This is a genomic window from bacterium (assembly GCA_026416715.1).
GTDB lineage: Bacteria > UBP4 > UBA4092 > JAOAEQ01 > JAOAEQ01 > JAOAEQ01.
The window spans coordinates 1-1,492 of the sequence record JAOAEQ010000053.1 but is presented as its reverse complement, the minus strand read 5'-3'; the positions used below and the strand labels follow the sequence as shown (position 1 = coordinate 1,492).

General features: G+C 32.0%; 1 protein-coding gene. It reads right to left on the bottom strand.

Going from position 1 to position 1,492, the window contains the following annotated elements:
• Positions 1-272 precede the first annotated feature (272 nt).
• Positions 273-1,492 (bottom strand): Eco57I restriction-modification methylase domain-containing protein (locus tag N3A72_12430; GenBank protein MCX7920383.1); only part of this gene is annotated, 1,220 nt, incomplete at its 5' end.

The window sequence follows — 1,492 nt, the reverse complement described above, 5'->3', positions numbered from 1 at the left end:
TAACCTCGGAATTAGAGCAAATCAGCTCTAGGAAATGAATCGCCATGAGCTTGAGCTCGGGGTTGATATTAGAATAAAACTGGGTTTTAACCCATACTTCTGGGCTAAAGCCCATCTTTCTTTCCAAACTAGGATCCACTATCTAAAGATAGTGGCTATTCATCATAGTCCGACTTGGGTCAACTCAGAAGCCTAAGGAAACCGCTCCTTTTCGCAGCAAGCTTCCTAAAACCATAGCGAAAGTAGAACTTTCGCAGTCCAAAGTATAGTATCTACACGGAAGACTCGATAATCGCTTTTTCTTCTTCGGTTAAACCGTAGAGGGTATAGACGAGATTATCTATTTCACGGTCAGTTTGTGCGATTTGCGATTGCAATCGTTCTTTTTCAGCGCCTTTAGCATTCGGCAGTTTCTGGTTTAAATCCAGCATGATTTCTACTAATCCGACTAAATTATCATGGAGTTTCTTTTCCGCAGGATTCGAGAAATTAATTAATCGAATAGGGAGTTGCTTCAAGTAATCAGGATTAATGTCAATATTATCACGACCCCGAATTTGATCAAAAAGATAAGTTGCTAGTTTTGAATTAAGAAAACCAAGCAAATATTTATAATTTAGTTTTTCAGAATTATCTTCTAAAGTTTTACGATCAAACCTACAATATTTTTGTATACTCGTTAAAATGCTTTTATTTTCTACATTACGCAAATATTTGAATAGAACTACTATTCTAACAGTCTGTTCGCAATATAAATTATCATAATCCATTGTGGCTTTAATCTTACCAAGCTTATTTACCAATATTTTAGGACATTCATATAATTCAGGAAATGTTGGTCTCCTTATTAAATATGGGACTCTCTTTGTACCCCATTCTAACCAACTATATCCCAGTATTAGATAACGGTCTATATCCTTCCCTTCAATATATTTCTTAATATGTATTTTTGAAGGTACATCAGAAATTAAATCCTTTTTCTTAAATAACCCTTTAGCCTTAAATTCATCAGCATTAAGTACCATGCCTATACTAATGAAGCAGCAGTCACCTAATTGCATATATTTTTTATCTTCAAAAATCATTAATTTCTTATTTTCAATATTCCAAACAGAAATTCTACCTTGGATTAAATCTTTTTGTGGAATTGCTAATGAAACAGAGAAGTTGTCTTGATCATCTTTTTTTATAAGGTTCACTTTATTATTCTTAGGATTTCTTTTTTGAACAACAATAATACAATTCCGAACAACTGCATCTTGAAATATTTTCCATTCTGATAAATCAACTATATTTAAAATAGTAAAATTATCGGAAATGTATTCTCTACTTTTTTGAGCATACATCTGATTTATATAAGGATAAGGAATAATCATTGAGAAACGACCTGTTTCATTCTTTAATAATCTCAATCCTTTCTCAATAAATGCAACATATAAGTCCCATTTTTGAAAAAGTGTTGTATATTGATTTGAGTTTTCAATATATCTTC